Origin of the sequence: Microbacterium sp. (assembly GCF_031179285.1) — a bacterium.
In the GTDB taxonomy this organism is placed as follows: Bacteria; Actinomycetota; Actinomycetes; order Actinomycetales; family Microbacteriaceae; genus Microbacterium.
In genome coordinates this window covers 1-5,542 of the sequence record NZ_JAPSHY010000058.1, presented here as the reverse complement: position 1 = coordinate 5,542, position 5,542 = coordinate 1, and the positions used below count along the sequence as shown (strand labels likewise).

Sequence of the window (5,542 nt, the reverse complement as noted above, 5' to 3'; positions counted from 1 at the left end):
ACGCGTCGGCGCTCTCCTGAGAGCGCGAGCCGACGGCCACGAGGTCGAGGCCCGCGGTGCGCAGGTCGGAAGCGAAGGCGGTGGCGATGCCGCCCGTGGCGAGGATGCCCCAGCGAAGTCCGGTCATACCACCAGCGTATCGGGCGCCTTCGCACTGACGAACTGCCCTGAGCCGCGACCGACTACGTCGACGATGCCAGGTGCGGGCCGCACGACTCCCGGACGATCAGCTCGAAGGGGGCGATCTCGTGAACCGGAAGTTCCGCCTGCCCGGTGAGCAGCGCGATCACACGTTCGGCCATGTCGATCACGGGCTGACGCACGGTGGTCAACGGGGGATGGGTGTAGGCGGAGTGCTCCGTGCCGTCGAATCCGGTCACGGCCACGGCATCGGGCACGGCTAGTCCCAGACGGTGACAGGCGAACATCACGCCGTGGGCCTGCTCATCCGTCGAGCAGTAGAAGGCACGGGGTCGCGATGGTCGGGAAAGGATGTCGAGAGCCGCCCGTGCCGCGTGTGCCCGCGAGATGTCCGTGTGCAACTCGATGGACTCGATCGTTTCGTGGCAAGCGCGGATTGCTTGTAAGAAGCCGTCGCGGTGTTGACGTGAGCCGGCGGCATCTGTGGGGCCGTTGACGAGAGCGATCGATCGATACCCGTGATCGACCAGGTGCTGGGTCGCCGTTCGTGCGGCGGCGCGGTAGTCGATGGAGATCGACGATGCCTGCTGGCCTGGGTCGATCGGATGCAGCATTGCAATGGGAATGCCGGCCTTGGCGAACGGCGCGAGGTCGGGGTCGTCGGACAGGGACACCATAACGACGGAGTCGACACGGCGCTCGACGAACGCCGCCACGTGAGACCGCTCGCGTTCGACGTTGAGGCTCGAATCACCGATGAGGAGAATGTTGCCGCGAGCGGCAGCGGCTTCTTCGAGCGCGCGTGCAAGCTCCCCGAAGAACCTGTTGGCGATGTCCGGAACGATCAGGCCGATGGAGAGCGTCCTTCCAAAGCTCAAGGCTCGTGCGAGAGCGTTGGGGCGGTAGTTCAGGTCGGCCGCCGCGCGCAGCACCTTCTCGCGCGTTGCCGGCGTGACGTTGCGCGGACCGTTGTTGAAGACATAGCTCACCACGGCCGTCGATGTGCCGGCGAGATCCGCGACGTCCTTGGCTGTGGCCATCCCTGTTTCCTACTAAGCGGTTAGATGTGGCCGCCAGAGTACCATCGGCGGTCTTCAGATCCGCGTCTTGTGTGCACGCAGGTGTGGCAACTATAGTCCATCTAACCGCATCGTCTAACCGCGTAGATAATGTCCCGATTCGAAGGAGAACACAGATGAAGCGATCAATGGCATGGACCGCAGGGGCGGCGATCGCTGCTCTGACGCTTTCGGGCTGCGCAGGTTCGGACGGTGGTGGCACAGACAGCGCCGAGGCCACGGGGACCGTCCAGTTCCTCGGGCCGGAGGATCCCGATACATTCGCCCCGGTGATCGCTGCCTTCGAGAAGGCGCATCCTGACATCACCATCGAGTACGCACAGGTGCCGTTCGACCAGTACGCCAGCACTCTGCAGCAACGGCTGTCCGCGAAGGACGACACCATCGACGTGTTCGCAGTGGACCAGCCGAATCTCGCTCAGATCGCCGCGCAGGGATTCCTCGAAGACTTGAGCGACCTCAAGGAGGAAGCGAAGGCGGCTACGTCGCAAGCGCAGTACGACATCAACATCTACGACGACAAGATGTACGCGCTCTCGATCTGGAACTCGACGCAGATGCTCTTCTACAACAAGGACATGCTGGCTGCTGCAGGCATCGAGGCGCCCCCCGCCGATCCAGCGGCCCGCTGGACGTGGGAGCAAACCGCCGAGGCCGGACGCGCCGCACAGGCGGCGGGAGCCGAATGGGGACTGCTGCTCGAACAGGTCGAGGCTTATTACCAGCTTCAGCCACTCGTGGAGTCTGCGGGCGGCGGGGCCGGAATCACCGGATCCGACATGCTGGAGCTGGACATCACCAATGACGGCTGGCGGGACGCGCTGTCTTGGTATGCCGACTCCTTCGAGTCTGGGCTGTCGCCGCGGGGCGTGGGCGGATTCCAGACGAGCGCGGTCTTCACCGATCAGAAGGTCGCCTTCTTCGTTGGCGGCCCGTGGGATGTCGGCGGGTTCGCAGAGAACGCGGCATTCGATTGGGGTGTCGCACCCCACCCCTACTTCGACGGTGGGTCCGAGGTCACTCCCACCGGCTCCTGGTCGTGGGGGATCAACACCGCGTCGAAGAACAAGGAGGCTGCTCGAGCCTTCCTCGAGTTCGCCGCTCTCGACGCCGCAGGCAACCTTGCCACCACCGAGACGACGACGATCATCCCGGCCAACACCGAGGCCGCCGCGCAGTACCTGCCAACCCTGGAATCGCTCGGTGGCGCGAACAGCGCCGGTGTGGCCGACCTGATCACCTACGAGATCGACAACACCGCAGTTGCCCGGCCCGTATCGGTGGGGCACGTGCAGTTCGAGTCGCTGATCAACAAGGCGTTCGCGGATATCCGCAACGGTGCGGATGTCGCCGAACGACTCGAGCAGGCGCAGTGGCAGATCGAGGATGCATGGAGCCAGCTGCAATGAGCACGGTCGGCAAAGGGGCGAGAGCGCGCCGACGCTCCCGCCCCCTCGGCCCGACGCATACCGGGCCCGGACGCAGCGTGGCCGGTGTCGCGCTCCTCTTCCTGCTGCCCGCGCTCATCGCGCTGCTGCTGCTTCGTATCGCGCCGGCGGCCGTCGCGCTCGTGGACAGCCTGTCCCGGACGACGCTGCTCGGCGGCACCAGCTTCGTCGGCCTCGGCAACTACATCGAGCTGTTCACCAACCCCGACTTCCAGAACGCGCTCGCCGTGACGCTGCTGTTCTCGCTCATCATCAACCCGCTTCAGGTAGCCGCGGCGCTCCTTCTGGCGGTGCTGTTCACCCGCCGTGCGGTCGGATCACGTTTCTGGCGCTCGATGGTGATCCTGCCGATCGCGGTGCCACCGGCGGTCTCCGCTGTCGTGTGGAGTGTCATCTACCGGCCGGACGGGCTGGCGAACGGCTTCCTTGCCGTCATCGGCATCCCGCCGCAGCCGTTCCTCACCTCGCCTTACCAGTCGCTGCTGTCCGTCATGATCCTGCTGTCCTGGATCGGAGTGGGTTACTGGATGATGTTCCTGATCGCCGGCCTCAACGACATTCCGTCCTCGTACTACGAGGCCGCTTCGTTGGATGGAGCATCTTCATGGCGACAGCTCTGGTCGATCACGCTGCCGCTGTTGCGCCGACCGCTGGCGTTCGTGCTCGTGGCCGACACCGTGTCGAACTTCCTGGTCTTCGCGCCCGTGCAGATCCTCACCAAGGGCGGGCCCAACGGTTCCACGAATCTGCTCATGTACGACCTGTACACGCGCGCCTACACGTTCGGCGACATCAACAAAGCACAAGCGGAGGTCGTGATCCTCGTCCTCATCACCGTGGTGATCGTCGCCGCGCAGTTCCGCCTGCTCAAGACGGAGGATCAGCCATGAGCTCGGCAGCACGATCGGCGCGCTTCTCCCGGCGCACAGTTATGACGGTCTGGTCGACGCTGCTCGCAGTGACCACCGGTATCGCGTTCCTCGTGCCGCTGTGGTGGACCTTCGTGAACTCCCTGCGTCCGGGCTCGGAGACGTTCAGCTATCTGAATCCGTTGCAGTGGCAGACGTTTTTCACCATCGCGCCGACGCTCGACAACTACCTGGCCCTGCTGGACAGCGATCTCGGTCGTGCGATCGTCAACTCCCTGATCGTCAGCGTGGTGACGGTGGTCGTCGGCCTGGTCGTCTGCGCCACGGCGGCGTACGGGCTCTCCGCCTTCCGGTTCCGCGGTCAGGGCGTGCTCTTCTCCGTCGTGATCCTGTCCTTCCTCATCCCGTTCGATGCGATCGCGATTCCACTCGCCGCGATGTTCCGAGACTGGCAGCTCCAGAACACCTTCCTCGGTCTGATCCTTCCGGGAATCGGCAACGGGATGGCGATCTTCCTGCTGCGCACCTTCTTCCTGGCCATCCCGGAGGAACTCGTCGAGGCGGGCCGACTAGATGGGTTGGGCTGGTGGGGAATCTTCACACGCATCTACTTGCCGCTGTCACGCCCAGCGCTCATCGGAGCGGGCCTGATGCTGTTCCTGTTCCAATGGCAGGCCTATGTGTGGCCGTTGCTGATGGGCACCGATGAGAACCACATCCTCGGACCCATCGCGTTGGCGAACATGCAGGGTCAGTTCCAGGTGGATTACGGGGTGCTGTTCGCGGCATCCATGATCCTCGTCCTCATTCCGTTGGCGATCATCCTCGGTTTCCAGCGCTACTTCATCCAGTCCGTCAGCACGACCGGACTGAAGTAGGGAACGTACTCGTGAAGGGAAAGCAGCAGATGTCTGCAACACACCGCGCCATCCTCGACACCGACATCGGCACCGATGTCGACGATCTCATGGCGTTGGCGCTGATCCTCGGCACTCCGGCGATCGAACTCGTCGGGGCTACCACCGTCTACGGTGACACCGACTTGCGGGGCCGCATGACGAAGCGGATCGCGGCTCTCGCCGGCGCCGACATCGCCGTGCACGCGGGGGAGAGGAGCACGCTGTCCGGGCGCGAGGTGTGGTGGGCCGGCCATGAAGCCGCACTATACGAGGACCTGGCGCAGGAAAGGCTCGATGGCGCAGACGCCGTGCAGTTCTTGATCGATACCGTCTGCGCGGCGCCCGGACGCATCGATGTGATCGCCATCGGGCCGTTGACCAACATCGCGGCGGCCATCACACGGGATAAGCGGTTCGCGGCTGCGGTCCGGCATCTGTGGATTATGGGCGGATCCTTCACCGACGATGAACCGGAGCACAACCTCCGGAGCGACGCTGTGGCGGCCAACATCGTCTTCGCGGCCGGCATCCCGACGACTGTCGCAGGACTCGAGGTCACTCGGCTCATCAGCATGGGCAACGATGCAGTTGAGCGAATCAGCTCTTCGGGATCGCTCGGGAAGGCGATCGAAGCGGAGATCAGGCAGTGGTGGGCGTTCTGGGGCACGCCGTGGAACGTCCCGCACGACCCCGTCACGGTGCTCACGATGACGCGCCCCGACCTGTTCCGCTTCTCGGTGCCGGGGAGCGTGGAGATTCTGAGCGGTGCGCACGAGGGTGTAAGCAGATTCCGCCCCGGCGCGGGCAGGACCCGGGTCGTCGAAGGATTGGATGCCGGGGCGGTAGCTGAGGCGATCGTGGCGGGCATCACCGGCGTCCCCGACCTCGCACGGCTACCGAACGCTTTGTGAACGGCAGACGGCGCATCCGGATGGAGTGACACCGGGCTTCAGCGAACAGCGGCTTCTTGGGTGGTAGCCACCAGCGGGAACAGCTGCTCGGCGATGCGGTCGAGCTCCTCGTCCAGCGGGGACGCCTGGATGAGCAGAAGGCTGATCCCGGCATCCGCGTACTCGTGGATGCGCTCGGCGACCTGTTCCGGGGTG

Annotated in this window: 5 protein-coding genes and 1 pseudogene; 4 read left to right on the top strand and 2 right to left on the bottom strand. The window is 64.8% G+C overall.

Annotated features, from left to right (window positions below):
- Together RIN18_RS17160 and RIN18_RS17155 are read right to left on the bottom strand one after the other, a co-directional pair.
- A pseudogene (locus tag RIN18_RS17160) lies at positions 1-127 on the bottom strand (gfo/Idh/MocA family oxidoreductase); the annotation flags it as partial.
- A gap of 55 nt (positions 128-182) precedes the next feature.
- The gene (locus RIN18_RS17155; RefSeq protein ID WP_309105196.1) at positions 183-1,181 is read right to left on the bottom strand and encodes a LacI family DNA-binding transcriptional regulator; all 999 of its coding nucleotides are present in this window, start codon (positions 1,179-1,181) and stop codon (positions 183-185) included.
- Positions 1,182-1,348: 167 nt separating this feature from the next.
- Here RIN18_RS17155 and RIN18_RS17150 point away from each other — a divergent pair, with 167 nt between their 5' ends.
- Genes RIN18_RS17150 through RIN18_RS17135 form a run of 4 tightly spaced genes read left to right on the top strand, consistent with a single transcriptional unit; the run spans position 1,349 to position 5,347 of the window.
- Positions 1,349-2,629, top strand: coding sequence for a sugar ABC transporter substrate-binding protein (locus RIN18_RS17150; RefSeq protein ID WP_309105195.1), 1,281 nt, complete (start codon positions 1,349-1,351; stop codon positions 2,627-2,629).
- Positions 2,626-3,558 carry a sugar ABC transporter permease gene (locus RIN18_RS17145; RefSeq protein WP_309105194.1) on the top strand — a complete coding sequence of 311 codons (933 nt, stop codon included), beginning with the start codon at positions 2,626-2,628 and terminating at the stop codon, positions 3,556-3,558. The genes RIN18_RS17150 and RIN18_RS17145 overlap by 4 nt, the downstream gene beginning before the upstream one ends.
- Positions 3,555-4,415, top strand: a complete 861-nt coding sequence (locus tag RIN18_RS17140) for a carbohydrate ABC transporter permease (protein ID WP_309105193.1) — start codon at positions 3,555-3,557, stop codon at positions 4,413-4,415. The genes RIN18_RS17145 and RIN18_RS17140 overlap by 4 nt, the downstream gene beginning before the upstream one ends.
- A gap of 29 nt (positions 4,416-4,444) precedes the next feature.
- Positions 4,445-5,347 carry a nucleoside hydrolase gene (locus RIN18_RS17135; protein ID WP_309105192.1) on the top strand — a complete coding sequence of 301 codons (903 nt, stop codon included), beginning with the start codon at positions 4,445-4,447 and terminating at the stop codon, positions 5,345-5,347.
- The last annotated feature ends 195 nt before the right edge of the window (positions 5,348-5,542 follow it).